The 26551-nt window shown below is 75.6% G+C and carries 25 protein-coding genes; 14 read left to right on the top strand and 11 right to left on the bottom strand.

What is annotated here, in order from left to right:
• The first annotated feature begins 72 nt into the window (after positions 1–72).
• The 4 genes from CUT83_RS12245 (at position 73) to CUT83_RS12230 (ending at position 3597) form a co-directional block, all read left to right on the top strand.
• Positions 73–1194 carry an NAD-dependent epimerase/dehydratase family protein gene (locus tag CUT83_RS12245; RefSeq protein WP_101255872.1) on the top strand — a complete coding sequence of 374 codons (1122 nt, stop codon included), beginning with the start codon at positions 73–75 and terminating at the stop codon, positions 1192–1194.
• Positions 1195–1304: 110 nt separating this feature from the next.
• Entirely contained in the window at positions 1305–1970 is a 666-nt protein-coding gene (locus tag CUT83_RS12240) for a glycosyltransferase family 2 protein (protein ID WP_101255871.1), read from the top strand.
• A 41-nt stretch (positions 1971–2011) separates the two neighbouring features.
• Entirely contained in the window at positions 2012–2671 is a 660-nt protein-coding gene (locus CUT83_RS12235; RefSeq protein ID WP_240958537.1) for a TIGR04282 family arsenosugar biosynthesis glycosyltransferase, read from the top strand.
• Positions 2672–2769: 98 nt separating this feature from the next.
• Positions 2770–3597, top strand: coding sequence for a methyltransferase domain-containing protein (locus tag CUT83_RS12230; protein WP_206282693.1), 828 nt, complete (start codon positions 2770–2772; stop codon positions 3595–3597).
• On the opposite strand, the gene CUT83_RS12225 is transcribed toward CUT83_RS12230, so the two are convergent.
• The gene (locus CUT83_RS12225) at positions 3584–4984 is read right to left on the bottom strand and encodes a hypothetical protein (protein WP_101255870.1); all 1401 of its coding nucleotides are present in this window, start codon (positions 4982–4984) and stop codon (positions 3584–3586) included. The genes CUT83_RS12230 and CUT83_RS12225 overlap by 14 nt on opposite strands.
• Positions 4985–5166: 182 nt before the next feature.
• Between CUT83_RS12225 and CUT83_RS12220 the strand changes: the two genes are divergently transcribed.
• The gene (locus tag CUT83_RS12220) at positions 5167–6147 is read left to right on the top strand and encodes an acetylxylan esterase (RefSeq protein ID WP_101255869.1); all 981 of its coding nucleotides are present in this window, start codon (positions 5167–5169) and stop codon (positions 6145–6147) included.
• A 233-nt stretch (positions 6148–6380) separates the two neighbouring features.
• Here CUT83_RS12220 and CUT83_RS12215 read toward each other — a convergent pair whose 3' ends face one another.
• Complete coding sequence (locus tag CUT83_RS12215; protein WP_101255868.1) at positions 6381–7646, bottom strand: sugar ABC transporter substrate-binding protein; 1266 nt, start codon at positions 7644–7646, stop codon at positions 6381–6383.
• A 282-nt stretch (positions 7647–7928) separates the two neighbouring features.
• On the opposite strand from CUT83_RS12215, the gene CUT83_RS12210 reads away from it, so the two are divergent.
• Genes CUT83_RS12210 through CUT83_RS12190 form a run of 5 tightly spaced genes read left to right on the top strand, consistent with a single transcriptional unit; the run spans position 7929 to position 13119 of the window.
• Positions 7929–9527, top strand: a complete 1599-nt coding sequence (locus CUT83_RS12210; protein ID WP_101255867.1) for an ABC transporter substrate-binding protein — start codon at positions 7929–7931, stop codon at positions 9525–9527.
• Positions 9509–10531: an ABC transporter permease gene (locus tag CUT83_RS12205; RefSeq protein WP_101255866.1), complete on the top strand. Its 1023-nt coding sequence runs from the start codon at positions 9509–9511 to the stop codon at positions 10529–10531. The genes CUT83_RS12210 and CUT83_RS12205 overlap by 19 nt, the downstream gene beginning before the upstream one ends.
• A complete protein-coding gene (locus tag CUT83_RS12200; RefSeq protein ID WP_101255865.1) occupies positions 10528–11439 on the top strand; it encodes an ABC transporter permease in 912 nt (303 codons plus the stop codon). The genes CUT83_RS12205 and CUT83_RS12200 overlap by 4 nt, the downstream gene beginning before the upstream one ends.
• Positions 11436–12419 (top strand): ABC transporter ATP-binding protein, encoded by a 984-nt coding sequence (locus tag CUT83_RS12195; RefSeq protein ID WP_240958536.1) that lies wholly within the window; start codon positions 11436–11438, stop codon positions 12417–12419. The genes CUT83_RS12200 and CUT83_RS12195 overlap by 4 nt, the downstream gene beginning before the upstream one ends.
• Positions 12412–13119 carry an ABC transporter ATP-binding protein gene (locus CUT83_RS12190; protein WP_101255864.1) on the top strand — a complete coding sequence of 236 codons (708 nt, stop codon included), beginning with the start codon at positions 12412–12414 and terminating at the stop codon, positions 13117–13119. Before CUT83_RS12195 ends, CUT83_RS12190 begins: the two co-directional genes overlap by 8 nt.
• Positions 13120–13162: 43 nt before the next feature.
• Here the strand turns inward: CUT83_RS12190 and CUT83_RS12185 are convergent, their stop codons facing one another.
• Positions 13163–13759 carry a LysE/ArgO family amino acid transporter gene (locus CUT83_RS12185; RefSeq protein ID WP_173915063.1) on the bottom strand — a complete coding sequence of 199 codons (597 nt, stop codon included), beginning with the start codon at positions 13757–13759 and terminating at the stop codon, positions 13163–13165.
• A gap of 70 nt (positions 13760–13829) precedes the next feature.
• Here CUT83_RS12185 and CUT83_RS12180 point away from each other — a divergent pair, with 70 nt between their 5' ends.
• The gene (locus CUT83_RS12180) at positions 13830–14741 is read left to right on the top strand and encodes a LysR family transcriptional regulator ArgP (RefSeq protein WP_101255863.1); all 912 of its coding nucleotides are present in this window, start codon (positions 13830–13832) and stop codon (positions 14739–14741) included.
• Between the two features lie 40 nt (positions 14742–14781).
• Here the strand turns inward: CUT83_RS12180 and CUT83_RS12175 are convergent, their stop codons facing one another.
• Both CUT83_RS12175 and CUT83_RS12170 read right to left on the bottom strand, forming a co-directional pair.
• On the bottom strand, positions 14782–15444 hold the full coding sequence (locus CUT83_RS12175) for a GOLPH3/VPS74 family protein (protein ID WP_101255862.1): 663 nt from the start codon (positions 15442–15444) through the stop codon (positions 14782–14784).
• Between the two features lie 176 nt (positions 15445–15620).
• Positions 15621–15821 (bottom strand): hypothetical protein, encoded by a 201-nt coding sequence (locus CUT83_RS12170; protein WP_101255861.1) that lies wholly within the window; start codon positions 15819–15821, stop codon positions 15621–15623.
• Between the two features lie 122 nt (positions 15822–15943).
• Between CUT83_RS12170 and CUT83_RS12165 the strand changes: the two genes are divergently transcribed.
• The 3 genes from CUT83_RS12165 to CUT83_RS12155 all read left to right on the top strand — a co-directional run bounded on the left by CUT83_RS12165 (position 15944) and on the right by CUT83_RS12155 (position 18913).
• Positions 15944–17125: a sensor histidine kinase gene (locus tag CUT83_RS12165; protein WP_101255860.1), complete on the top strand. Its 1182-nt coding sequence runs from the start codon at positions 15944–15946 to the stop codon at positions 17123–17125.
• Positions 17122–17823, top strand: coding sequence for a response regulator (locus tag CUT83_RS12160; RefSeq protein WP_101255885.1), 702 nt, complete (start codon positions 17122–17124; stop codon positions 17821–17823). The genes CUT83_RS12165 and CUT83_RS12160 overlap by 4 nt, the downstream gene beginning before the upstream one ends.
• A gap of 61 nt (positions 17824–17884) precedes the next feature.
• Entirely contained in the window at positions 17885–18913 is a 1029-nt protein-coding gene (locus CUT83_RS12155; protein ID WP_101255859.1) for an MsnO8 family LLM class oxidoreductase, read from the top strand.
• Positions 18914–19033: 120 nt separating this feature from the next.
• Here CUT83_RS12155 and CUT83_RS12150 read toward each other — a convergent pair whose 3' ends face one another.
• The 6 genes from CUT83_RS12150 to xylB form a co-directional block, all read right to left on the bottom strand.
• Positions 19034–20491 (bottom strand): carboxyl transferase domain-containing protein, encoded by a 1458-nt coding sequence (locus CUT83_RS12150; RefSeq protein ID WP_101255858.1) that lies wholly within the window; start codon positions 20489–20491, stop codon positions 19034–19036.
• Positions 20484–21968 (bottom strand): acyl-CoA synthetase, encoded by a 1485-nt coding sequence (locus CUT83_RS12145; protein WP_101255857.1) that lies wholly within the window; start codon positions 21966–21968, stop codon positions 20484–20486. The genes CUT83_RS12150 and CUT83_RS12145 overlap by 8 nt, the downstream gene beginning before the upstream one ends.
• A 92-nt stretch (positions 21969–22060) precedes the next feature.
• Positions 22061–22828, bottom strand: a complete 768-nt coding sequence (locus tag CUT83_RS12140; protein WP_101255856.1) for a bestrophin-like domain — start codon at positions 22826–22828, stop codon at positions 22061–22063.
• 31 nt (positions 22829–22859) lie between these two features.
• Positions 22860–23531: a hypothetical protein gene (locus CUT83_RS12135; protein ID WP_143688539.1), complete on the bottom strand. Its 672-nt coding sequence runs from the start codon at positions 23529–23531 to the stop codon at positions 22860–22862.
• 158 nt (positions 23532–23689) lie between these two features.
• Positions 23690–24952, bottom strand: coding sequence for an ROK family transcriptional regulator (locus CUT83_RS12130; protein WP_101255854.1), 1263 nt, complete (start codon positions 24950–24952; stop codon positions 23690–23692).
• Positions 24953–25077: 125 nt separating this feature from the next.
• The gene (gene xylB / locus CUT83_RS12125; RefSeq protein ID WP_101255853.1) at positions 25078–26505 is read right to left on the bottom strand and encodes a xylulokinase; all 1428 of its coding nucleotides are present in this window, start codon (positions 26503–26505) and stop codon (positions 25078–25080) included.
• Positions 26506–26551 lie beyond the last annotated feature (46 nt).

The raw sequence follows: 26551 nt of genomic DNA, 5'->3' as shown, positions 1-26551 counted from the left end.
CCTCTCCCGCGGATCGCTGACGCGCCCGGCCGGTGACGGGCGCCGCGCCGGAAGCGGTCCTAGCGTGCCCTCATGCGCGTACTGGTCACCGGAGGAGCCGGCTTCATCGGCTCGCATGTCGTCGAGGCCCTGCGGGACGCGGGCCACGAGCCCGTGGTGCTCGACACCGCCGCCGACACCGCCGCCGACACCGCCGGCGGCATCACGGTCGGCGAGAGCGGGGTGAGGGCGGACGTCCGCGACGCCGAGGCGGTGGCGCGGGCCCTGCGCGGGGTGGACGCGGTCTGCCACCAGGCCGCGATGGTCGGCCTGGGCAGGGACTTCGCGGACGCCCCCGCGTACGTGGGCGCCAACGACCTGGGCACCGCCGTCCTGCTGGCGCAGATGGCCCGCGCCGGGGTGGGGCGCCTGGTGCTGGCCGGGTCGATGGTGGTGTACGGGGAGGGGCGGTACCTCTGTCCCCGCCACGGGGAGGTGCGGCCCGGGCCCCGCCCGCCGCGCGACCTGGAGGCCGGCCGCTTCGAGCCGCCCTGTCCGGAGTGCGGAGCCGCCCTGGAGCCCGGCCTGGTCGGGGAGGACGCCCCCGCCGACCCGCGCAACGTCTACGCCGCCACCAAACTGGCACAGGAGCACCTGGCGGCGGTGTGGGCCCGCGCCACCGGCGGACGGGCCGTCAGCCTGCGCTACCACAACGTCTACGGGGACGGGATGCCCCGCGACACCCCCTACGCGGGGGTGGCCTCCTTCTTCCGCTCCGCGCTCGAGCGCGGCGAGCCGCCCAGGGTGTACGAGGACGGTGCGCAGCGCCGGGACTTCGTCCACGTCGGCGACGTCGCGGCGGCCAACGTCGCGGCCCTGGAGGCGCTCGGCGAGCGGCCCGGGGGGTCGTTGCGCGCGTACAACACCGGCAGCGGTCAGCCGCACACCGTCGGCGAGGCCGCCCGGGCGCTGGCGGCGGCCTTCGGCGGGCCCGAGCCGGTGGTGACGGGGGAGTACCGGCTGGGGGACGTACGGCACATCACCGCCTCCTCCGAGCGGCTGCGCCGGGAGCTGGGCTGGAAGCCGGAGGTGGGTTTCGCCGAGGGGATGGCGCGCTTCGCGAAGGAGCCGCTGCGAGGGCGGTCGGAAGGGCCGCCCGGGGAGCCGCCGGAGCCGGTGCCGGGTGCGGCCGCGGTCGGCACGGTGATCCCCTGATGCGGTGATCGCCGGCCGCCGGCGGGCGGGTGGTGCGGTGGTGGGCGGTGGCCGCGTTTCGACGGGCGTGATGACCGAAATGACTGCTTTGCTCTCGTAAGGTGAGGTGGGTGACCCACCCCACAGCCCTTCGCGGGGAGATCGTGCTGCCCTGTCTGAACGAGGCCCGGGCACTGCCCTGGGTGCTGTCCCGGATTCCCGACGGCTGGCGGGCCGTCGTCGTCGACAACGGCTCGACGGACGGCTCGGCCGGCATCGCCCATGAGCTCGGGGCCCGCGTGGTGCACGAGCCGCGCCGCGGCTTCGGCGCCGCCTGCCACACCGGACTGCTCGCCGCCGAGGCCGAGATCGTCGCCTTCTGCGACTGCGACGCCTCCCTCGATCCCGGCGCGGCCGAGCGGATCGCCGCACCCGTGCGCAAGGGCGAGGCCGACCTCGTCCTGGCCCGCCGCAGACCCGTCGGACGCGGTGCCTGGCCGCTGCACGCCCGGGCCGGGAACCTGGCGCTGGCCCGGATGGTGCACAGGCGCACGGGACTGCGGCTCCGCGATCTGGGCCCGCTGCGGGCGGCCCGGCGCCACGCCCTGCTGGAACTGGACCTGACCGACCGGCGCAGCGGCTACCCCCTGCAGATGGTGGTGCACGCGGCCGACGCCGGATGGCGGGTGCGGGAGACGGAGGTCCCCTACCGCCCGCGCACGGGCCGCTCGAAGGTCACCGGCACCTGGCGCGGCACCTGGCAGGCCGTCCACGACATGCGGAAGGTGCTGCGGTGAGCCCGACGTTCCCCACGCCCCCCACGCCCCCGGCGGGCCCGGTGAGCCCTCCCCGCCGCGCCCCGGAGGCGGGGACGACGCTGCTGGTGATCGCGAAGGAGCCGGTGCCGGGCCGGGTCAAGACCCGGCTCACCCCGCCCTTCACCCCCGCCGAGGCGGCCCGGCTTGCCGAGGCGGCGCTCGCCGACACCCTGGCGGTGGTGGCGGCGCTGCCCGCCCGCCGCCGGGTGCTGGTGCTGGAGGGCCGCACCGGCCCCTGGCTGCCGGACGGCTACGAGGTGCTGCCGCAGTGCGAGGGCGGGCTGGACGAACGGATCGCTGCGGCCTTCGGCGCATGCCGCGGCCCCGCCCTGCTGGTGGGCATGGACACCCCGCAGCTCACCGCCGGCCTGCTGGCCCCGGCGCTCGCGCCGGACGCCTGGGAGGGCCGCGCCGCCTGGTTCGGCCCGGCCGCCGACGGCGGTTTCTGGGCGCTGGGTCTGGCCGATCCCGATCCCGGACTGGTGCGCGGCGTGCCGATGTCCACCGGTCGCACCGGTGCGCTCCAGCGGCGGCGGCTGCTGGAGGCCGGGCTGGCCGTACGCGACCTGCCGGTGCTGCGGGACGTGGACACCGCGGAGGACGCAGCCGAGGTCGCGGCTCTCACCCGGGGCCGCTTCGCCGCCGAACACGCCCGGCTGCGGCAGGCGGTGGCCCGGTGACCGCCTCCCCGACCCCTCCGGTCTCCCCGGTCTCGCATCCGCGAGCCGGGCCGGCGGCCGTGCGGGCCGCGGAAGCCGCCGTGTCCGCCGATCCCGCTGTGTCCGCCGATCCCGCCGATCCCGCCGGGGCCGTGCCGCTCCGGCACCCCTGGCGCGCCGACCCGTACACCCGGGCGCTGCGCACCGGACGCGGTCCTCTCTTCCTGCGCGGTCCCGGGAGCCGTCGGCTGCCGCTGGACGTCGAGCGCTGGTGCGCCCGCGCGGACGAGGCCGACTGGACGGTGCTGCGGCGCTGCACCGGCGCCGTGCTCGACATCGGCTGCGGGCCGGGGAGGCTGGTCGCCGCCCTGGCCGGGCTGGGCCGCCCGGCCCTGGGCGTCGACACCGCGCCGGCCGCCGTCGGCCGCACCCGCGAGCGGGGCGGGGCCGCGCTGTGCCGCTCGGTGTTCGACCCGCTGCCGGACGAGGGGCGCTGGGGCAGTGCCCTGCTGATGGACGGCAACATCGGCGTGGGCGGGGAACCGGCCGTCCTCCTGGCCCGGGTGCGTGAACTGCTGGTTCCCGGCGGGCTGCTGCTGGCCGAGGCGGCGTCGGCGGACGTCGAGGAGCGGTTCCGGGCGAGACTGGACGACGGGAGGCGGACGCACCCCGAACGGTCCGTGCCCTCCTTCCCCTGGGCCCGGCTGGGCCCGAGCGCCCTGCGGGCCCGCGCGGAGGAGGAGGGCTGGACGGTGGAGGAGGAGTGGAGCGCAGGCGGCCGTGTCTTCCTCGGTCTGCGTGCCACCGCCCGGTTCCCCGTCTCCGCCGCCGGCCCCGTCTCCGCCCCGCCGCCCGGCCGCGAGCGCCCGGGGCCGGGCGGCGGGGCGGAGGGCGGGCCGATGCAGGGCGGGCCGTGGCGAAGGCCCCGCCGCGTCACCAGCCGGTGAACAGCAGGTGGTTGACGGACAGGGCCACGGCCGCCTGGGCCGCCAGCCACCGGCGGCGGCCCGAGGCGGGCAGCAGGGCCGCGGCCGGCAGCAGCCACAGTGTGAACGGCAGCCAGATGCGCTCGGTCTCGGCCTTGCTCATCCCCGACAGGTCCGCCGCCAGCACCGCGCACACCGCGCCCGCCAGCAGCACCACCAGCGCGCCGCGCCGCAGCTCGGCGGCTCGCCGCAGCCCGGCCACCACGGCGAGCCCCACCACCGGAACCTGCGCCGCGAGATTGGCCCACACGTAGTAGGCGTACGGCCGCACCCCCGCCGCGCCCTGGTAGTAGCGCTCGACCAGGGTGGTGTAGCCCTCGTACCACCAGAAGCCGGCGGCGGTGAAGACGACCGCGCAGGGGACCATGCCCAGCAGGACGTACGGCACGGGCCGCGCGGTGCGGGCCGCGATCAGTACGGTCAGCGCGACCGCCGCCATCAGCGTCAGCCCGTAGGAGAGGTAGAGCAGCCAGCCGAACAGCGCGCCCGAGCCCAGCGCGGCGGCGCGCGGCGCGCGGGAGGCGCCGGTGGCCGACAGGGCCAGCAGGGCGACGGCCCAGGCGGCGACGGCGGCGAAGTAGCCGTCCGCCGAGACGGCCGTCCACACGGCGGACGGGGCGAGCACCAGGAAGGGCGCCGCACGCCGGGCCGTCCCCTCCCCGCACAGCGCCCGCAGCGTCACCAGCACCGCCACCGCGGCCGACGTGCCGAGTGTGACGCACCACAGCGCCGCCCAGGCGCCGCCGCCGAGCCCGATCCGGTCCAGCCCGACGAAGGTCAGCAGCGCGCCCGGGGGATGGCCGGCGACATGGGCGGGCCAGTTGTCGGGGGAGTCCATCAGGATGCGGTCGGTGAAGGTGCGCAGCGTCATACCGATGTCGTGGACGTCGCCGACGGATCGGAGGTACTCGTACTTCGTCGTCAGCCGCCCGGCCGCCCCCCGGTCCCAGCCGTCGACCAGCGCCAGCGACCACGCCCAGGCCATCGCACCGCCCCAGGCGGCCGGCAGCAGGCGCCGCCAGGGCAGTCGGCGCGCCAGCGGCGGGCCGTACGCGACGGTGAGGACGGCGAGGCAGAGGGCGGCGGGCGTGCCCGGACCGGTGTGGGGCAGCCGGCGCGCGTACAGCGGAGGCCACCGCAGCCGCAGGACCTCGAAGTCGTACAGGAGGTGGCCCACGAGCGCGGCCAGGGCGAACAGGGCCGCGGCGGCGCCCGCCGCGTACAGGTCCCGGCGCGGGCCGTGTGCTCCGGGGCGCGGGGACGGGGGCGGTGGTGGTTCCGGGTGGGGAGCCGGAACCGGGGCATCAGGTGCAGGAGCGCTTTCCGGGCGGGTGGGAGGGGTGCTCATCCGGGCCACGCTAGGCCGGGGCCGGTTGCCCGGGGCCGTGTCGCGGCCGGATGTCACCGGGCTGCCGGACCCGTCCGGCCCACGGCGGGGCGGATAGCGTTGACCGGGGCCCCGGCGGGACGTAGGTTCTTCCGGGGAAAGCGCTTTCTATCGCCTGCCGCTACGAGGGGACGGACACCCGCATGCCGCTGACCGATCTTCCGCTGGAGGAACTGCGCGCCTACCGGCCCGAGGTGGCCGAGCCCGCGGACTTCGACGCCTTCTGGTCCAAGACGCTGACGGCCGCCCGCGCGGCGGCGTCCGGACCGGCGGAGTACCGGCGGGTCGAGGACGCGCCGCTGAGCACCGTGGAGGTGTTCGACGTCCGTTTCCCCGGCTGGGACGGCCAGCCCGTCGCGGCCTGGCTGATCCTGCCGCGCGGTGCGGACGGGCCGCTGCCGGCGGTGGTCAACTACATCGGCTACAGCGGCGGCCGGGGCCTGTACATCGAGCACCTGCTGTGGAGCGCGGCCGGTTACGCCACCCTCGTCGTCGACAGCCGGGGGCAGGGCCACGACACCCCCGACCCGGATCCGGACACCACCCCGCAGTACGTCGGCGGTTTCATGACCCGCGGCCTGGACGACCCCGCCCACCACTACTACCGGCGGCTGATGGCCGACTGCGTGCGCGCCGTGGACGCCGTGCGCGAGCACCCGGTGGTGGACCCGGACCGGGTGGTGGTCGTGGGCGGCAGCCAGGGGGGCGGACTGGCCCTGGCCGTGGCCGGGCTGGCGCCAAAGAAGGTGGCGGCGGCGCTGGTGGACGTGCCCTTCCTGTGCCATTTCCGGCGCGGCGCCGAACTGGCCGCGGCCGGCCCGTACCCGGAGATCGCCCACTACCTCGGGGTGCACCAGCGCATCGACCCCGAGGCCGTCTTCGCCACGCTGAACTACTTCGACGGCCTGCACTTCGCGCGCCGCGCCACCACTCCCGCGCTGTTCAGCGTGGGGCTGATGGACCCGGTCTGCCCGCCGTCGACCGTCTTCGCCGCCTACCACCGCTACGCGGGGGAGGACAAGGACATCAGGGTGTGGCACTTCGGCGACCACGCCGGGGGCCGCTCCTCGCAGCAGCGCGAGCAGCTTCTGTGGCTGCGCGGGCGCGGTCTGGCGTCCGCCTGACCCCGGGCCGTCCGCCTCCCCGGCCCCGTGACCCCGCCCGGCCTGTGACCCCGGGCGGCGAGCCCGGCGCCCCGTGACGGCCGGCGACATGGCCGCGGTGCCGTGACCCCGGTGCCGCGCCGCCGGTGTCACGGGCCCGGCGCCCCCGTTCCGGCACCCGGCTCCGGTGCGGAGCGGGGGCGCCGGGGCGTCGGCGGACCGCGGTTGGCGTTCGGTGCGCGGCCGGCCGTGCGTCAGCCGCGCCCGCTCAGGATCGCGGTGATCCGCCGGGACGCCTCGCGCGCCGCCGCCTTCGGGTCGGCGCCGCGCAGCACCTGCGTCTGGTACGCCTTGATCGGGTTGTCCGCCTCCAGGCGGCCCCACCGCGGGGAGTTGGGGGTGGCGCGCCCGTTACGGGCGCCCTCGGCCATCGCCGCGGCACCGGGGTCGTCCTCCAGCGCGTCGGCCAGCTCGGTGCTGTTGGGTACCACGCTCATCGTCTGGGCCAGCTTCCGCTGCCACTTCTCGCCGGTCAGCAGCTTGACGAAGGAGTACGCCGCGTCCGGCTCGGCGGCCCGCTCGGGGATGATCAGCACCGAACCGCCGGTGAAGACCGCGCCCGGCTCCTTCGCTTCCTTTCCGGGGATCGGGAAGAAGCCGAGCTTGCCCGCCAGTTCCGGGTTCTTCTCGACGATCAGCTCCGCGGCGCCGGGCACGTCGATGATCTGGGCGATCTCGTTCCCGGCGAAGAACTCGCGCTGCTCCGGGCTGGACTCGTCGGAGTCGACGGGGCCCCGGCCGTAGGACTGGAGCTCCTTGTAGAACTCCATGCCGCGCAGCGCCTCGGGGGTGTCGAGCGTGCCGGCCCACCGGCCGCTGCGCTCGACGGCGAGGTCGCCGCCCTCGTCCCAGATGAAGCCCGCCAGCACGTACCAGTTCTGCCCCGGCAGGTAGATGCCCTGCCGTCCGGGCTGGTTGAGCTGGGAGGTGGTCTCGATCCACTCCTCGCGGGTGGTGGGCGGCTGGGTGATCCCGGCGTGCTCGAAGAGGTCCTTGCGGTAGATGACGACGCGGTTGGCGGCGTAGAAGGGGACGCCGTACTGATAGCCGTCGATCTTCCCCGGCTCCTCCAGGCCCGGGACCCAGTGGTCGCCGCCGAGGTCGAAGACCTTGATGGTGAGGTTGGAGACCCCGCCGGCCTCCACGTACTGGGCGACCTGGGTGTTGCCCACCTCGATCACGTCGGGCGCGTCGCCGGAGCCGAGGGCCGCTGTGACCTTCTTGTCGATCCCCGGCCAGTCCTGGACGGTGACCTTCACCTCCACACCGGGGTTGCGCCGCTCGAAGTCCCGGACGGCGGCGTCGGTGAGTTCGCCGGAGAGGCTGCCCCGCATCAGCCAGACGTCGAGGGTCCGGTCCTGCTCCTGGTCGCCGGTGTCGGCGAAGGCACCGCAGCCGCTCAGCAGCAGTGCGGCGGACAGGGCGGACGCGAGGAGGCGGAAAGGGCGACGGACGGGCATGGCTGTCCCCTGGGAGGTTGCCGACGGTACGGGCGTGGGGGGAACGAGCGTGGGGTCTGCACAGCTTTGGCGCAGACCAATCAGGGAGTCAAGGTCTAGTCCACAGAAGCCTCGGATAAACCGGTTCGGAAGATCTTTCGTGATCACGGGGTGACCGAAGAGTGATCGAAGCGCCGGACGCCGGGTCCGGCCGGAGAGGGGGAGGGGGTGGGGTGGCGCGCTCCTGCGGTTTAATTGCAAGCTGTTTGCAACAACGACTTATAAGCAGCAGGGGTGTGGACCATGGGACTGCGGATGACACGGACGGCCGCCGCCATGACGGCCGGCGCGGTGCTGGCCGGAACGGCGGCCTGCTCCGCGCCGGCCGGCGGGAAAAACGGCGCGGGCGGCGGTACGGGCGACTCCCTGGTCGTCGGCATCGCCCAGGAACCGGACACCCTCAGCCCCCTGCTCGGCTACGGCAAGGACGGCAACTCCAAGATCTTCGACGGGCTGCTGCGGCACGACACCGGCATGGAACTGCGGCCCGCCCTCGCCGCGAAGCTCCCCGAGACCGGCGACGGTGGCCGGACCTACACCTACACCCTGCGCGAGGGGGTGACCTTCAGCGACGGCACGCCCTTCGACGCCGAGGACGTGGTCTTCACCTACGAGACCATCCTCGACGAGAGGACCAACAACCCCTCCCGGGGCGAGCTGGACGCCCTCGACAGCGTCACCGCCGAGGGCGAGGACACCGTCGTCTTCCGCCTCAAGTACCCCTACGCCGCCTTCGCCGAGCGCACCGTGCTGCCCATCGCCTCCAAGGAGACCGCCGCCGGACAGGACGTCAACACCGGCCCCTACAACACCGAGCCGGTCGGCACCGGCCCCTACGTCCTCACCGGCTGGAGCCGCGGCGAGAAGCTCACCTTCGAGGCCAACCCCGACTACTGGGGCGGCGCGCCGGAGGTGGAGAAGCTCACCATGGCCGTCATCGAGGACGACGACATACGCGCCACCCGGCTGCGCTCCGGCGACCTCGACGCCGCGGTCCTGCCGCCCGCCCTCGCCGACACCTTCGCCGGCGACGACGGCCGGCGCGTGATCCGGGCGAGGACCGCGGACTTCCGCGCCGTCACCCTCCCCACCGCGAACCCCGTCACCGGCGACCGCGCGGTACGCCGCGCCCTGGACACCGCCGTCGACCGGCAGGCGATCGTCGACAGCGTGCTCAGCGGCGCCGGCCGGGCCGCGTACGGCCCCGTGCCCACCGGCAGCCCCTGGTTCGCGGAAGGCACCGAACGCCGCCACGACCCGGACGGGGCACGGGAGATCCTGGACGACGCCGGCTGGAAGGCCGGCGAGGACGGGGTGCGCCGCAGGGACGGCCGCCGCGCCGCCTTCACCCTCTGGTACCCCTCCGGCGACCGGCTGCGCCAGGAGCACGCCCTGGCCTACGCGGCCGACGCCAAGGAGATCGGCATCGACATCACCGTCGAGTCCGGCACCTGGGAGGTCATCGAGCCGCGCATGAAGGACGACGCCGTGCTCTCCGGCGGCGGCAGCCCGGCCGACCCCGACTTCGACCTCTACCCCCTGCTGCACTCCTCCCTCGCCCTGGACGGCTTCAACAACATGGCCGCCTACGACAACGCGGACGTCGACCGGGCGCTGGAGGAGGCGCGCCGCACCGACGACCGCGCCGCCCGCACCGAGGCGTACGCCACCGTCCAGCGCGAACTGGCGCGGAACCCCGGCTACACCTTCCTCACCCACATCGACCACGTGTACGTGATGGACGACGCCTGGCAGGAGGTCACCACCCAGGTCGAGCCCCACGACCACGGTCTGGGCACCGGCCCCTGGTGGAACGTCGAGGAATGGCGGCCGAAGAAGTGAGGACGCAACCGCGCACGGGCCCGCCCTGGGCCCCGATGGCGCGCCTGGCGGGACGGCGGGCGCTGGCCGCCGTCCCCGTCCTGGCCGCCGTGACCCTCGGCGTCTTCGCGCTCGCCGCGGCCTCCCCCTTCGACCCGGTGCGCCAGTACGCCGGGAGCGCCGGGCTGCGCGCCTCCCAGGACACCCTCGACCGGCTGCGCGAGAACCTCGCCCTGGACGGCCCGTTCGCCGAGCAGTGGTGGCGCTGGCTCGCCTCCGCCGCGACCGGCGACCTGGGCCAGTCGGTCTCCCTGCGCCGGCCGGTCGCCCAGGTCGTCGGCGAACACCTGGGCTGGTCCGTGTTGCTGTGCGCGCTCGCGTTCCTCCTCGCGGTGGTGCTCGGCACCGTGCTCGGCGTCGCCGCCGCGCGCCGCCGGGGCGGCCGGCTCGACCGCTGCGTCACCGGCGGCTCCTACGTCCTCCAGGCCGCCCCGCCGTTCTGGCTCGGACTGCTGGCCGTCTGGTTCTTCGCCCTCCAGCTCGGCGTGCTGCCCGCCGGAGGACTCACCGACAGCGGCGAGGACACCGTCACCGCCGGCTCGCTGGCCCGCCATCTGACGCTGCCGGTGACCGTGCTCGCCCTCTCCCAGCTGCCGTGGTTCGCCCTGTACGTACGGCAGGGAGTGGCCGACGCGCTCCACGAGGACCCGGTGCGCGGCGCCCGCGCCCGCGGCCTGCGCGAGCGCACCGTACTGCTCGGCCACGCCCTGCGGTCGGGGCTGCTGCCGGTGCTCACCCTCATCGGCACCCGCATACCCGAACTGATCACCGGCGCCCTGCTGGTGGAGACCGTCTTCAGCTGGCCCGGCATCGCCTCGGCCACCGTCCGCGCCGCCACCGCCACCGACTTCCCGCTCCTGGCCGCCGTGACCGTACTGGCCACCGCCGCCGTACTCGCCGGGAACCTGCTGGCCGACCTGCTCTACGTGCTGGCCGACCCCCGGATCGACCCGGAGGAGATGTGACCGCCCCCGCACCGGCCCCCGCCGAAACCCCCGCCGAAGCCCCTGTCCCCGCCGCCGCGCGGCGCGGCCCCGGACGTCCGCCGGGCGCCCGTGCCCGGCGCGCCCGCGTCTCGGCCGTCCTGACCGCCGCCGCCGTCCTGGCCGCGCTGCTGGCGCCGGCGGCCTTCCCCCTGGACCAGCAGGCCGTCGACCTCGCGGCCAAGCTCCGGCCCCCCTCCTGGGAACACCCCTTCGGCACCGACGAACTGGGCCGCGACCTGCTGCTGCGCTGCGTCCACGGGCTGCGCGTCTCGCTGCTGGTCGGCGTGGTCGCGGCCCTTGCGGCCACGGTCGTCGGCATCGCCGTCGGCGGCCTGGCCGGGGCACTGGGCGGGCGCACCGACCGGCTGGTGATGCGGATCGTGGACGTCTTCGCCTCCGTGCCCCACCTGCTCCTGGGCATCTTCGTGGTGGCCATGTTCCGGCCCGGGATCTGGCCGGTCATCGCCTCCGTCGGCCTCACTCACTGGCTGTCCACCGCCCGCATCGTCCGGGCCGAGACCCACTCCCTGCGCAACCGCCCGTACGTGGACGCCGCGATCTCCGGCGGCGCCTCGCGGTGGCGGGTGGCCGTACGCCACCTGCTGCCCGGCGTCCTGCCGCAGGCCGGGCTCGCGGCGGTGCTGATGGTGCCGCACGCCATCTGGCACGAGTCCGCGCTGTCCTTCCTGGGCCTGGGCATCCCCGCCCACCAGGCCAGCCTCGGCACCATGGCCGAGGCCGCGCGCGGCTCGCTGCTCGCCGGAGCCTGGTGGCCCACCCTCTGGCCGGGCCTGTTCATCGTCGTCCCCACCCTCGCCATCGCCGGACTCGCCGGCGCCTGGCGTGAGCGGATCAACCCGCGCGTCCGATCGGAGCTGACGCTGTGACGGCCGAACTGTCCGTACGTGAGCTGTCCGTACGTGAGCTGTCCGTACGCTTCCCGCTGCGCGGCGGGCGCACCGTCGCCGCCGTGACGGGGGTCTCCTTCGACCTGGCCCCCGGCGAGTGCCTGGCGATGGTGGGGGAGAGCGGCTGCGGCAAGTCGGTGCTGGCCTCCGCGCTGCTGGGGCTGCTGCCCGGCAACGCCCGGGTGGGCGGTGCGGCCCTGCTGGACGGCCTGGACCTGCTCACCGCCGGGGAGAAGGAGCTGGCCCGGCGCGTGAGGGGCCGCCGTATCGCCCTGGTGCCGCAGAGTCCCGCCTCACACCTCACCCCCGTGCGCACCGTCCGCTCCCAGCTGGAGGAGACGGTGCGGGAGCTGACCGGCGCAACCGGGCCGAAGCCGCGCGGGGCCGCCGAGGCGGCCGCCGAGCGCGCGGCGTTCCCCGCCGACCACCTCGACCGGTACCCGCACCAGCTCTCCGGCGGTCTCGCCCAGCGAGCCGCCACCGCCCTCGCCCTCGTCGGCGAGGCCCCGCTGCTGATCGCCGACGAACCGACCACTGGCCTGGACCGCGACCTGGTGGACCGCACCGCGGACGAACTGCGCCGCCACGTGGACGCCGGACGGGGCCTGCTGCTCATCACCCACGACCTGGCCGCCGCCGAGCGCATCGCCGACCGGGTCGCGGTGATGTACGCCGGACGCATCGTCGAACTCGCCGACGCCACGGACTTCTTCGGCGCACCCGGCCCCCGGCACCCGTACGCCCGCGGGCTGCTGGAGGCGCTGCCCGAGCGGTCCTTCACCCCCATCCCCGGCATGCCGCCCGAGCTGGACGGCCTGCCCGCCGGCTGCGCCTTCGCCCCGCGCTGCGACCGGGCCACCGACGCCTGCGCCGCCGTGCCCGCCCTGGCCGGATCCCGCGCCGGAGCGGTGGCCTGCCACCACGCGCACTCCCACGCCCCGGAGACCGCCGATGCCTGAACCGACATCCGGACCGACGCCTGAGCCGGCGCCCGGACCCGCGCTGGAACTGCGCGGCGTCACCGCCGGATACGACCGCCGCGCCCCCGTACTGCACGGGGCGTCCCTGACCGTGGGCGACGGCGAGGCCGTCGGGCTGCTCGGCCCCAGCGGATGCGGCAAATCCACCCTGGCCCGCGTCGCCGCCCTGCTCCACCGGCCGCGGGCGGGCACCGTACGGCTGGCCGGACGGACGGCGTACGGCTTCCGCCACCGCGCCCCCCGCGAGCTGCGCACGACCGTCGGTGTCGTCTTCCAGCAGCCCCGCCTCGCCGCCGACCCGCGCCTGACCCTCGCCGACCTGATCGCCGAACCCCTGCGCGCCACCGGCCGCCGGGCCGAGGTCCCCGGCCGGCTGCCCGCGCTGGCCGCCTCCGTCGGCCTCGGCGGCGACCTGCTCGCCCGCCGCCCCCACGAGGTCAGCGACGGCCAGCTCCAGCGCGCCTGCCTGGCCCGCGCGCTCGTCCTGCGCCCCCGGCTGCTGGTCTGCGACGAGATGACCGCCATGCTCGACGCCTCCACCACCGCCGCCCTCGTCGCCGCCGTGGAGGAGTACCGCCGCGAACACGGCGCGGCGCTGCTCGCGGTCGGCCACGACCGGATGCTGCTGGAGCGCTGGTGCGACAGGACGGTGGACTTCGAGGCCCTCCTGCCGCGGTGACGCACCGCGGGCGGGTCACCCCCGGGCCGTCACCCCCGGGCCGTCACCCCAGGACCAGGCCGGCCGCCAGGACGAGCATCACGACGCCGATCACCAGATCCACCACCCGCCAGGTGCGCGGACTGTTGAGCACGCCCGACAGCCCCCTGGCGCCGTAGCCGAGAGCGGAGAACCACATCACGCTCCCCGTCACCGCCCCGGCGGCGAAGACCCACCGGGCGTCAGGGCCCTGCTGGTTGGCGAGGCTGCCCAGCAGCACCACGGTGTCGAGGTAGACATGGGGGTTCAGGAAGGTCAGGGCCAGGGTGGTGGTGATCACCGACCTCCGCGACCGGGCGGCGTCGGCTTTCAGCGAGGCGGGTCTCACCGCGGAGACGAAGGAGCGCACCGCCCACCACGCCAGATAGGCGGCTCCCGCCCACCGCAGCACCTCCAGGGCGCCGGGGAACCGGGACACCAGCGCCCCGATCCCCGCGGTGCCGCCGAGGATCAGCACGACATCGCCGGCCGTGCACAGCGCCACCACAGCCCCGACATGCTCCCGGCGGATGCCCTGCCGCAGCACGAACGCGTTCTGCGCGCCGATGGCGATGATCAAAGCCAGGCCGGCCGCCAGCCCGGCACCCCAGGTACCCCACATGGCCCTGACGCTAGCCAGCCTGCTGACTACAGACAAATGAAAAGAATGATGTATGCATTAGATTTTCTTCATGAACTTCGAGCATCTGCGCGCCCTGGCCGCGATCATCGACGAGGGGACCTTCGAGGCCGCGGCGGACCTGCTCGGGATCAGCCCCTCGGCCGTCAGCCAGCGCATCAAGGCCCTGGAGAACTCCGTGGGCCAGACGGTGGTGCGCCGGGGCGTGCCGTGCGCCCCCACCGAGGCCGGAGCGGTGCTGCTGCGCATGGCACGCCAGGTGCAGGTGCTGGAGACGGAGACCCGGCACGCGCTGGGCAACGGGGTCTCCTCCCGGGCGGTGACACCGGTGGCCGTCAACGCCGACTCCCTGATCACCTGGTTCGTGCCCGTCCTCCACGAGGCCGCCGGCTGGACGGACACCACACTGGACCTGCACGTGGAGGACCAGGACCACAGCAGCCGGCTCCTGCGCCAGGGGGACGTCATCGCAGCCGTCACCGCCGACCCCGCGCCGGTCAACGGATGCCGGGTCGAGCGGCTGGGCTTCATGCGCTACGTGCCCGTGGCCGCCCCCGCGCTGCACCGGCGGTTCACCAACGGAGCCGACGTCGACTGGGCGGGCATGCCCATGCTGGAGTTCAACGCCAAGGACGACCTGCAGCGCCAGGTGCTCCGCTCCCGAGGCGTCGACCGGACCCCGCCCACCCACACCATCCCGTCGTCCGAGGGATTCCTCGCGGCCCTGAGGGCGGGCCTGGGATGGGGCATGATCCCGGAGCTCCAGCTGGACACGGACCTCGCCGACGGGAGGCTGATCCTGCTCGAGGACCGGGCCCACCGCGACGTCGCCCTCCACTGGCAGACCTGGTCGCTGGAGTCCGAACGGCTGAACCGCATCACCGCGGCCGTCCACGCGGCCAGCCGGCGGCGGTTGCGCACCGCCCGGCAGGACGACCGGAGGACCACGCCGGGAAGGCCGTGACCGCCGGCGCACCCGGCACGGGCCCGTTCCGGCACCGGGCTCAGGAGGTGGCCGCGACCACGGTGATCGTCGTGGCCACCGCGACCGCGGCCCGCACATCGCGGATCGCCCGGCGGACGCTGTCGCCCGCCCGGTCGCCCTCGGCGATCCCGGCCATACGCGGCTCGACCCGCTTGCGGGGCAGACCGGGGAACGCCTGCCGGTGCAGCCCCGCCGCGTGCAGCAGGGCGACCAGGCCGGCGGTACGGTCGTCGGGGTCCGCGCCGCCGGTGACCACGGAGGCCAGCCGCTCGCGCACCTCCCGCTCCACCGAGCCGTCCGCCTCCGGATAGCGCCGCACGGGGAAGAGGCCGAGGACGCGGACCCGCTCCTCGGCGACCAGGCCGCGCTCGCACAGGCTCTCCACCGCCGCCCGGACGGACTTGGCCTGGTCCTCGGCCAGCCAGTCGGAGGCCTTCTTCCGCTTTCCGCCACCTGTCCAGCCGGCGATCCGATCCAGGCGCCCGTCGAGCAGGGGGATACCGGTCGGAGTGCGATCGGCGACCTCCAGCCGCCCGCCCTCGACGGCCACCCGCCCGGCCATGACCAGATCCAGCAGGATGCCGCCCGCCACGCCCCAGCCCGTGGAGGACAGGGCCTTCGTCGCACCGGAGGCGTCGTCCAGCGACAGCAGCATGATCTCCTCGCCCAGCGTGACACCCACCGGCGGCCCCCCGCTCTCTCCGTCGACTCTCCGCACAGGTCCTTTGGGTGAAGGACGCGTCCACGCGCATGCGCGGCTGCTCCGTACGGCGCGGCGAACCCGCAACGGCCGGACGGGGGACCGGCTCGGCCGGAGGAGGGCAAGGGCGCGGACGGTGAGCCGCGTACGGCGGGGGCTCAGCTCCCGGCCCGCTCCGCGAGGCCGCCCGCGGCCAGGCCGAGCACGATCAGCACGATGCTCGCGTAGACCTCGTGGCCGTCCAGGAAACCGGCCCGGTGGACGAGCCCCCACAGCTCGAACCAGCCGAAGTGGTGGGCCAGTCCGCCCACTCCCTGCGTTATCAGCACGAAGGACACGAATCCCAGAAGACCTCTCATGCCCGCAGGCTATGAACCGCCTCCGGCCAAAACGACCGACGAAGGTATCCGGCCGCGCGACTTCGGTATACGGCCGGACCGCGACCGACGCGGACGGCTGGGGCCGCCGGTAGGTTCGCGCCATGCTCCGTCTCATACCCGGTGAACCCGTCCGGCGCGGCAGACGCGAATGGGCCGTCGACGCCGGTGCCTTCGTGCTGGCCGCCGTCTTCAGCGTGGTCACCTCGGAGCCGGTCGTCGACAACCCGGCCGTCTCCGACGCCCGGCTGGCGGCCGACCAGATCGCTGGCGCCCTGGCCTGCGCCGCGCTGTGGCTGCGGCGGAGGTGGCCGGTGGGCGTCGCGCTGGCGATCCTGCCGGTCGGCGTCTTCTCGCACTTCGTCGCGGGGCCGCTGGAGGTCGCCCTGTTCACCGTCGCCGTGCACCGCCGGCCGCGCACGGTCGTCTGGGTGACCGCCCTCGCGCTCGTCTGCCTCGTCGCGACGGTACTGGTCCGGCCGGACCCGCACACGCCCCCGGAACTGGACGTGTTCATCGGCCTGGTGCTGATCGGCGGGGTGGTCGGCTGGGGCCTGTACGTCCGCTCCCGGCGGCAACTGCTCGCCTCGCTCTACGACAGGGCCCGGCGCGACACCCGCGAGGCCATGGCCCGGGAGATGCACGACGTGCTCGCCCACCGGCTGTCGCTGCTGAGCGTCCACGCCGGTGCCCTGGAGTACCGGCCCGACGTGCCACTGGGGGACGTGCGGCAGGCCGCGGGAGTGATCCGGGAGAGCGCCCACCAGGCACTGGAGGAACTGCGCGAGGTCATCGGCGTACTGCGCAGCGACGCGGGGAACGGTACGCGGGACGGCGCCGAGCACCCCCAGCCGACCCTGGCGGATCTGCCCCGGCTGGTGGAGGAGACCCGTCGCGCCGGAACCCCCGTCGACCTGCGGCAGGAGACCGGCGGGGCGGCGGACGTACCGCGGGCGGTGGGGCGCACCGCCTACCGCGTGGTGCAGGAGGGGCTCACCAACGCCCGTAAGCACGCGGCCGGTTGTGAGATCGAGGTGGTGGTCGCCGGGGGGCCCCGCCGCGGGCTGACCGTGGAGGTCCGCAACCGGCTGGGAGGCACCACCCAGAACACCACCCAGAACACCACCCAGAACACAGCCCGGAGCACGTCCGGGCCGGCCGTTCCCGGGGCGGGCGTGGGGCTGGTGGGCCTGGCCGAACGTGTCGCGCTCGCCGGGGGGCGGCTGGAACACGGCCGGGACGGCTGTGACTTCAGGTTGCGTGCCTGGCTACCGTGGCGGGCATGACCGACGGCCACACCTTTGCCGACCGGACCGCCCGCGTCCTCCTCGTCGACGACGACCCCCTCGTACGCGCCGGCCTGAAGCTGATGCTCGGCGGCGCGCCCGGCATCGAGATCGCCGGCGAGGCGTCCGACGGATCCGAGGTGCCACCGCTGGTGGAGCGCCACCGGCCGGACGTGGTGCTGATGGACATCCGGATGCCGGACGTGGACGGGCTGGCCGCCACCGAGGCGCTGCGCCGCAGGCCCGATCCGCCCGAGGTGATCGTCCTCACCACCTTCGACGCCGACGACCATGTGCTGCGCGCTCTGCGGGCCGGTGCCGCCGGCTTCGTCCTCAAGGACACCCCGCCCGCCGAGATCGTCGAGGCGGTGCGGCGGGTGGCCGCCGGGCAGCCGGTGCTCTCCCCGGCCGTCACCCGACGGCTGATCGCCCGCGCCGTCACCTCCGGCCGTGACGAGCGGCGCGAACGGGCCCGGCACAGGCTTGCGGAGCTGGCCGGGCGGGAACGGGAGATCGCGGTCGCGGTGGGGCGCGGGGGCTCCAACGCCGAGATCGCCGCCGAGCTGTATCTGAGCGTGCCCACCGTCAAGGCGCACGTCTCGCGCGTTCTGGCCAGGCTGGGCCTGAACAACCGGGTCCAGATCGCTCTGCTCGTCCACGACGCCGGGCTGCTGGAGGACGGCGTCCGGGAGGGCTGAACGCTCACAGGCGGCGGGCGCGGCGCGGGAATCCCCCACCGCCGCGCTTGTTGGGACGTACATGGTCGATGAAGCGCTGCGCACCGTCCGCCTGTCGGTCCTGGACCGCTCCCTGGTCCGGGAGGGGGAGGGCGCGGACGAGGCCCTGCGCGCCACCGTGCGTTTCGCCCGGGAGATCGAGGCGCTGGGCTACCACCGCTTCTGGGTGGCCGAGCACCACGGCGTCCCCGGCGTGGCCGGGTCCGCGCCGACCGTGCTAGCCGCCGCCGTCGCCTCGGCCACCGGCCGTATCCGGGTCGGGACGGGCGGGGTGATGCTGCCCAACCACCGGCCGCTGGTGGTCGCCGAGCAGTTCGGGGTGCTGGAGTCACTGTTCCCGGGACGGATCGACGCGGGCCTGGGCCGCTCGGTCGGCTTCACCGGCGTGGTGCGGCGGGCGCTGGGAGCGGAGAAGGAGGCCGCCGACCGGTTCGGCGGCGACCTGGACGAGCTGCTGGACTGGTTCACCGGCGACGGCGCGCGGGGCATGCGGGCCGTGCCCTCCCAGGGGTTGAGGGTGCCGGTGTTCGTGCTGGCCACGGGCTCGGGGGCTCGGGCGGCCGCCGAGCGCGGGCTGCCGCTGGTGATCGCCCCGGTGCGCGGCGAGGAGCGGATGCTGCGCGCGATCGACGGCTACCGCGCGGCCTTCCGGCCCTCCGCCTCGGCCCCGGAGCGGTACCGCAGGCCGTACGTGGTCGTCTCGGTGAGCGCGGCGGCGGGCGCCACCACCGCTGAGGCGGAGGCGCTGCACGTCCCGGAGGTATGGGCGACGGTCGTCTCCCGCACCCGGGGGGTCTTCCCGCCGCTGGAGCCGGCGCGGAAGGTGCTGGAGCGGGAGATGACCGACCGTGAGCGCGCCCTGTTCGCCGAGGCACTCGATTCCCGGATCGGCGGAACCGGGCAGGAGACGGCCGAAGCGCTCGCCGGACTCGCCCGGCGCAGCGGCGCCGACGAACTGCTGCTCACCCTGGGCACCCACGACCACGGGCGGCGGCTGGACTCCTACCGCCGGCTGGCCCGGTCGGCGGGCCTGAGCCCCGCCGGCCGGTGACCGGGGGCGTGGCGCCGGCCGTGCCCGGGAACGGCGGGGCCGGTGGCCGGGCCATGGCAGGGACGGCGCCACGTCCGCACGGCGCGATGCCGACCGCTCCGGCGCTCCGGCACGGCGGCGCTACGGCCGCACGATGCCGCGCGCCACGCCCAGATCCACCAGGTCCTGCGGGCGCAGCCGCAGCTCGCCGGCCGTCTCGCGGACGTGCTCCGGGCCGCGCTTGAGGATGGCAGCGGCCGACTCCGGGGCGATGACGGAGAAGTAGCAGTCCGGGGTGACCCAGGTGTTCTCCGGCGCCGCCAGCGCCAGCGCTCCGCCCGAACCGCCCTCGCCGACCACCAGGGTCGTCACCGGGACCCGGGCCTCGGCCACCGCCGCGAAGAGGTCCGCGATGGCCGCGCCCGCGCCGGAGCGCTCGGCCGCCTCGTCGTTGGCCGCGCCCGGGGTGTCCACCAGGGTGAGCACCGGGATGCCCAGCCGGTCGGCCAGCCGGATCAGCCGGGTGGCGGTGCGGAAGCCCGCCGGCAGGGTCGGCGTGCCGCACTGGGCGGCGTAGGCGATGGTGCGGCCGTCCCTGCGCCCGAAACCGCAGCGCACCCCCGGGTCGGTGCCGCCGCAGCGGTCGCCCGATATCTCCTCGCGGACCTCGAAGTGCGCGTCCAGATAGGCGTCCGCGCGCGGCCGGCGGGCGGAGCGGGCCCGCTCCACCGCCTCCCAGCCCGTCTCCGGCAGGCCCGGCAGGCCCGGCAGGCCCGGCAGGCCCGGCAGGCCCGGCGCGCCCGCGCCGCCCAGCGCGCGAGGTGGTTCGGCGGGACCGCCAGCGGCACCGGGGGAGCCGTCGGGGGAGGAGAGCAGGGACAGCCAGCGGCCCAGGACACCGGGCAGCTCCTTCGGCGCCACGACCCGGTCGACCTGCCCGGCCGCCAGCTTCTCCTCGGCGCCGTACGCGGCGGGGTCGGCGTCCGGCGGGCGCACCCGGGAACCGGCGAAGGCGACCTGGGCGCCCGGCAGGGCCAGCACCACGTCGGAGCCCGCACCCAGCGTCGCCCAGCCGCCGCCGGTCGTCGGGTCCCGTACGACGGCGATCTGCGGCAGACCCGCCGCCCGGGTCAGCGCCGACTGCCGCGCCACGCGCTGGAGCTGGACCAGGGCCCGCATGCCCTCCTGCATACGGCTGCCGCCGGTCGCGGTCAGGGACACCACCGGCAGCCGAGCCTCGCGGGCGTGCTGGTGGGCGGCCTCGATCCGGTCGCCGGTGCGCTGCCCGAGGGAGCCGCCGAGGAAGGCGAACTCGAAGACGATCAGGACCGCGGGGACACCGCCGACCGTGCCGGTGCCGCACACCACCGACTCGTGCTCGCCGGTGCGCTCGTGCGCGCGGGCCAGCGCCCGGCCGTAGCCCTCCCAGGCGATCGGCCCGTCCCCGTAAGCGCCGGCACCGGCACCTACGCCCCCGCCGCCGTCGGTACCGGGCAGCTCGGTGAAGCCGTCGGCCACCGCGCCGATCACCGCACGGGCCGGCAGCCGCCCGCCCGGCCCCGTCGGCTTCGGCCCCTCTCCGGCCGGCCGCTCAGCCACGGCCCAGCTCCCGCTTCATGACCTTGCCCATGTCGTTGCGGGGCAGGGCGTCGGTGAACCGCACGGCCCGGGGCCGCTTGTGCGGCGTGAGCCGCCGCGCCACATGGTCGACCAGCTCCTGCCCGGTGGGCGCCTGCCCGCCGGCCGGCACCACCCACGCCACGATCCGCTCGCCCAGGTCCGGGTCGGGCTCGCCGACGACCGCCGCCTCGGCGACGCCGGGATGGCCCAGCAGGCAGTTCTCGATCTCCCCGGCGCCGATCCGGTAGCCGCCGCTCTTGATCAGGTCCGTCGCCCTGCGGCCCACGATCCGGTAGAAGCCGTCGGCGTCCCGGGTGGCCATGTCGCCGGTGCGGAACCAGCCGCCCGCGAAGGCCTGCGCGGTGGCGTCCGGCCGGTGCAGGTACTCGGTGAACAGGTTGGGTCCGCGCACCTGGACCTCGCCCACGGTCTCGCCGTCGCCGCCCTCGATGCGCCGCCCCTCGTCGTCCACCAGCCGTACGTCCACGCTGGGCAGGGGGACGCCCACGGTGCCGGCGCGGCGCTCGCCGTCCGCCCGGACGCTGGTGATCATCAGTGTCTCGGTCATCCCGTAGCGCTCGACGACGCGCTGCCCGGTCGCGGCCGTGATCCGCTCGTGGTCGTGCAGGGGCAGCGCGGCCGAGCCGGACACCAGCAGCCGGGCCCCGCGCAGGGCCGCGGCCAGCCGGCCGCCGTCCTCGCCGTCCCCCTCGCCGCCCGCCCCGCCGCCGGTCTCCAGGGCCTCGGCCAGCCGGTGGTACATCGTCGGCACCCCGAACACCATGGTGCCGCCCTCCTCCAGCGCCGCCGCGACGGCCTCGGGCGAGAAGCGGCCCAGATGGCGCAGCGTGCCGCCGCGCCGCAGCGGGCCCAGCACGCCCAGGACCAGCCCGTGCACATGGAACAGCGGCAGCGCGTGCACCAGCACGTCGTCACCGGTCCACCGCCAGACGTCGGCCAGGTCGTCCAGCGTGCTCGCGATCGCGCGGCGCGGTACCACCACGCCCTTGGGCGGTCCGGTGGTGCCGGAGGTGTAGACGATCAGCGCCGGGCCGTTCTCGTCGGGCGCGGCCGTGGTGCCGTCGGGGCTGGGATCCGCCTCCGGCTCCAGCGCGACGTCGGTGCGCGGCAGCGCGTCCAGTGCCGGGGGCAGCTCGTCGCCGGAGGCGGCCAGTACCCGGGTGGGCGTGCTGTCGCCGAGGATGTGGGCCAGTTCCTCCTCGCCGATGCGCGGGTTGACGGGGACGGCGGGGACCCCGGCCAGCAGGGCGGCCAGAACGCCGACGCAGGTGTGCGGCGAGGGGGTCGCCCACACCGCCACCCGCCCGGTGTCGGCGATCTCCAGGGCGAGCGCGTGCGCGGCCCCGGCCAGCCGGCCGTAGTCGATCACCCGGTCTCCGAAGTGCAGCGCGGGTTTGTCCGGCGCCTGGTACAGGCTGGGGAAGAGTGCGGGCACCCGGGGCTCCTCGTCTGGTTCACGGCCGTGCGGTCGGTCTCCAGAGTGCCTACCCATCCGGTCGCGCGCAGCCCGGGGTGCGCGGTGTGATCTCAGTCGCCCGCGGTGCCGGGGAAGAGCGCGGTGAACGACTCGGCCGAGTCCGCGAACCCGCGGGTGAACGGCGAGTCGAAGTACCAGACCAGGAAGAGCAGGAACGCGATCAGCGCGGTGAACAGGCCGGCCAGCGCCAGTTCCCGGCCCGAGCGCCGGATCTGCAGGGCGAACACCATGCCCACCGCGATCACGGCGCCCGACACCAGGCCGAGCCACACCACACCGGGCAGCGTCGGCTCGGCGCCCTGCGACCTGGCGGCACGTGCCTCGTCGGCCAGGGCCACCTGGTCCACCAGGGCCTGGTACGTCTGCGTCTCGCGCACGGTGACCGGCTCGTGGCCGGTGACGGTCCGCCGCAGGTCCGCCAGGAGCACCGTGCCACGTTCGGTCGTCTCGCCGTGCTCGGCCATGTGGGACCACTCCACCGCGACCGTGTGGCGGACATACGCGTCGACGTCCTCGCGAACGCGGTCGCGGACCGCGGCGGGGTAGGCCTGGGCGCGCTCGCGCACCTCGTACAGCGCCTGAGCCTCCTGGCGCGTCCACTCCTGTGCGGCGGAGCGTCCCTCCCAGACGCCCGCGATGGCCAGACCGAGGACGATCGCGTACACCACGCCGATCATCATCGTCATGTACTCGATGACGTCGGGCGTCTCGGACGGGTCGTCGTCCTCGCCCGCCCGGCGCCGCCGCAGCAGGATGACGGTCACGACGGTGGCGCAGGAGGCGGCGACGGCGAGGAACAGGAAGAGCCATTCGGTCACGGGGGGCTCCTTCGGGCCTTGGGCCTCGGGGTCAGCGGGATCGGGAACCGGATCGCGGGCGCAGCGCGGCGGCGGCCAGCACCGCCGGGGCGACGATCAGCAGGGCGCGTCCGGTCAGCGGCAGCCCCGCGTCGGACCGGTGGCGCCCGGCCCCGGGGCGGGGTGCGGGCAGGGAGGAGGCGCTCGGCGGCGGGGAGGGGCGCTTCGGCGGCGTGCTCTCCCGCGCGGGCGGCGCAGAAACCGGTCCGCCGGGCACGGGGGCGGTCGGCGCGGCGACGGCCCCGGCCGTCGGGCGCGGTTTCGCGGTGGGCCGGACGGACGGTGGTTCGGAAGTCGCGGACGGTACGGGCGACGGCGACGCCCGAGGTGGCGGTGCGGGTGCGGGCGTGGGCGCGGGTGTCGGGGGATGCGCGGGCGGGCAAGGGCGCCCCAGGAACGCGTCGAGCCTCATGCCGTCCTCGCCGCCGGCCGTGATCACCACGGACAGGCTCGGGCAGCCGGGGCGCTCCACGACCACCACCGACGTGTCACCGTCGGCCGGCCGTGTCCCGGTCCCGCCGTCGGTTCGGATCTCGATGCCCGGGACGAGGGCCGGGGAGGGCCGTGGAACGGCCGTCCCGTCGGCGCGGGCCCCGCCCGCCGCGGCGAGCACCAGGGCGACCGCTCCCGCTCCCGCTCCCCACCTGCTGTGCCTTCGGTACACGGAGGGTTCTCTGCGCAGGCGGGACCGCCGTCATGGTGAAACGGACACCGAATGCCCCGGAGTGATGAACGATGGGCGCTGGTGTTGACGTCTGCGGGGGTGGACCACCGTGTACGGGGGCGCCGCCGTCTCTGCCCGCCCTCCTGCGCCGCGGCCCGTCAGGCGCGGTGGGCCATCGGGTCGTCCAGGACCGCGCGGACGACGGAGTGGGCCGCGCCCAGCAGCGGCCCGTCCGCGCCGAGGCGGGAGACCGACACCGGCGGGGGGCCGGCCAGACGGCGGCCCAGTTCGTGCTCCAGGGAGGGCAGCAGCCAGGGCGCCAGCCGGGCGAGGGCACCGCCCAGGACCACGGTCTGCGGGTCGAGCAGGTTGACCGCGCCGGTCAGGGCGGTGCCCAGCGCGCTTCCGGCCTCGGCCAGCGCTCCCAGCACCGCGCGGTCGCCGCCCTCGGCGCGAGTGGCGAGCAGGTCGATGCGGGCGCCGGGACCGGGGTGCTGTGCGGCGGTGGCGCGCGGGTCGAGCCCGGCGGCCCGCAGGACGGCCTCCTCACCCGCGTACTGCTCCAGGCAGCCGATCCCGCCGCAGGCGCACGGGCGGCCCTCCGGGCGCACCGGCACATGGCCCAGTTCGCCGGCGAACCCGCGGGTGCCGCGCAGGAGTTCCCCGTCCACCACGATCGCGGCACCGATGCCGATCTCGGCCGAGACGTGCACGAAGTCGTCGGGCGGCGGGGTGTGGCCGCCCAGCCACAGCTCGGCCAGGGCGCCGAGGTTGGCCTCGTTGTCGATGGAGCACACGGCCGTGCCACCGGCGCCAACACCGCCACTGCCACTGCCACTGCCGCCAGCATTGCCGCCGCCGAGGGCCTTCTCGGCCAGGCGGGGGCCCAGGTCGAGGTCCGTCCAGCCGAGGTTGGGGGCCTGGACGATGGTGGTGGTGCCGCGGGCGACCAGGCCGGGCACGGCCACGGCCAGCCCGGCCGGGCGCAGTCCCAGCCCGCGGGCCTCGTGCGCGACCTCCCCGACCAGACCGGCCAGCTGTTCCAGCACCGGGCCGGGATCGCTGTCGCGGTTGGCCGCGTCCATCGCGGTGCGGGCGCGGACCTCGCCGCGCAGGTCGACGGCGCACACGGCGAGGTGGTCGACGCCGATCTCGGCGCCGATCCCGCAGGGGCCGCCGTCGCTGAGCGCCAGCGCGGTGCCCGGCCGCCCCACCGCGCCGGAGCGGCCCGGCCCCAGCTCCACCAGCAGCCCGGCGCCCAGGAGTTCGTCCACGAGGGTGGAGACGGCGGTGCGGGTGAGCCCGATCCGCGCCGCGACGGCGGCCCGCGACTGGGGGCCGCCGTCGGCCACCGCGTGCAGTACGCGCGCCAGGTTCCGCCGCCGCATCTCCTGCTGGGTGTTGGGCGCGGGTGCTGCCATCGGTGGCGTACTCCTCAAGGGCTGTGCGGACGGTGCCGCGGACGGTGGTGACACGGGACGGGACCTGCGCGGCGGGGCTTGCGCGGCAAGGCTGTGCCGGGCGGGTTGTGGGACGGCGCCGCCGGTCAGTGCCGCCGCAGCAGCGTATCGGCGTCGCTCAGGGTGGCCGCCAGGCGGGTCAGCGCCTCCTCGTCGCGCTCCACCGCCTCGTAGGAGGGGCCCTCGGCGGTGGACCAGCGGCGGGCGACCGCCGCCGCGTCCTCGCCCAGCACCAGGGCCGCGGCCTGCGCCGCGGCGCCGAGCGCGACCAGCTCCTGCGCGCGCGGCACGACCACCGGCCGCCCCGACAGGCGTCGTACCGTCTCACGCCACGCGGTGCCCTTCGCGCCGCCGCCGATCAGCAGGATCGGGGCGTCCGGCTCGGCGTCCTCGTCCAGGACCAGGCCCAGGGCGGCCAGCAGGGCGTAGACCGCGCCGTCGTAGGTGGCCTGGAGGATCTGGCCCGCGCTCGTGTCGTGCCGCAGGCCGGTCAGGGTGCCGGAGGCGTAGGGGAGGTTGGGGGTGCGCTCGCCGTCCAGGAACGGCAGGACGGTCACGCCGCCGCCCGGCTCGACGGCCTCGCGGTCCAGGCCGAACAGGGCCGCGACGCGGTCCACGGCCAGGGTGCAGTTGAGGGTGCAGGCCAGCGGCAGCCAGTCGGTGCGGGCGTCGGCGAAGCCGGCGACGGTGCCGGTGGGGTCGGCGGGGCGGCGGGTGGAGACGGCGTAGACGGTGCCGGAGGTGCCCAGGCTCAGCACCGGCCGGCCCGGCCGCAGACCGAGGCCGAGGGCGGCGGCCATGTTGTCGCCGGTGCCGGTGGCCACCAGCGTGCCCTGGGGCAGTGGCAGCCCCTCCTGAGGCCGTACCGTACCGGCCGCCTCGCCGTGGCCCAGTACGCGGGGCAGCAGCTCGGGGGAGAGGCCGACCTTCCCCAGGATCTCCTGGTCGTAGGCCTCATCGGCCGTCGACCACCAGCCGGTGCCCGAGGCGTCGCCCCGGTCGGTGGTGCCCTGGCCGGTCAGGCGCTCGGTGAGGTAGTCGTGCGGCAGCCGCACCGCCTTCACCGCGGCGGCGGCCTCGGGCTCGTTCTCGCGCAGCCACTGCCACTTGGTGACGGTGAAGGAGGCCGCCGGGACGCTGCCGAAGCGTTCGGCCCAGGCCTCGGGCCCGCCCAGCTCGGCCACCAGGCGGTCGCGCTGCGGGGCGGAGCGCACGTCGTTCCACAGCAGGGCGGGGCGGACGGGGCGGCCCTGGCCGTCCAGCGTCACCAGCCCGTGCTGCTGGCCGCCGACCGAGACCGCGGCGGCCCGGTGGACGGCCGGCCCGCACTGGTCCAGCGCCTGCCGCAGCGCCTGCCACCACTGCTCCGGATCGCTCTCGTGGTCGGGCGAGACGGTGTGGGGTGCCTGGCCGCGCGCGACCACCTCGCCGGTGGCGGCGTCGACGACCAGCGCTTTGGTGGACTGCGTCGAGCTGTCCACACCGACAACGAGCGGACCTTCGGGTGCGGCCATGTCGCCTCTTCCTCTCTGGGGCTTCTGGGCGCATACTAATTTGTCA

The sequence above is a fragment of the Streptomyces barkulensis genome (assembly GCF_002843305.1).
Taxonomy (GTDB): domain Bacteria; phylum Actinomycetota; class Actinomycetes; order Streptomycetales; family Streptomycetaceae; genus Streptomyces; species Streptomyces barkulensis.
The sequence above is the reverse complement of the archived record's forward strand: the minus strand, read 5'-3'. Positions and strand labels throughout refer to the sequence as shown.